The sequence below is a fragment of the Mucilaginibacter sp. P2_A5 genome, assembly GCF_056404995.1.
Genome location: NZ_JBFUCY010000090.1, coordinates 1 through 507 on the forward strand (window position 1 = coordinate 1; position 507 = coordinate 507).

Genomic DNA, 507 nt, shown 5'->3' on the forward strand with positions numbered 1-507 from the left:
ATCCCCCTGATTAAGGTAGGTTACATACATCCCCCTGATTAAGGTAGGTTACATACGTGTTACGCACCCGTGCGCCACTCTCAAGGAAAGCAAGCTCTCCTATCCCGTCCGACTTGCATGTATTAGGCCTGCCGCTAGCGTTCATCCTGAGCCAGGATCAAACTCTCCATTGTAAAATGTCTAGTTTGTCACTGACCCTATTATTAATAATAGAATCTGTATATAATTATATCTTTATACAGTATCTAACTTTTTGTTATCATAACCCGTTTGCCTCCCGCTTTCTGCTTTACGCCTTCCGCTTTCTGCTCCCGTGTTACTCTACATGATTTTCTATTTCTTAAAAGAACTTTCTCGCTTCATCATCCGAATCCGCTATATGTTTTGTTGGATTTGCATCCACCTAACTTTTCATTTTTATCCGCTAAAATCGCTTTAGCTTCTTACTTCTTTTGCTCCTTAAAGCAACCCTCCGTTTGGGTCTGCAAAGGTAGAAAACCTTTTTAC

Annotated in this window: 1 rRNA gene; it reads right to left on the bottom strand. The window is 41.0% G+C overall.

The features are described 5' to 3' along the window. Positions 1-173 (bottom strand): 16S ribosomal RNA (locus AC1DXF_RS29485); the annotation flags it as partial. Positions 174-507 lie beyond the last annotated feature (334 nt).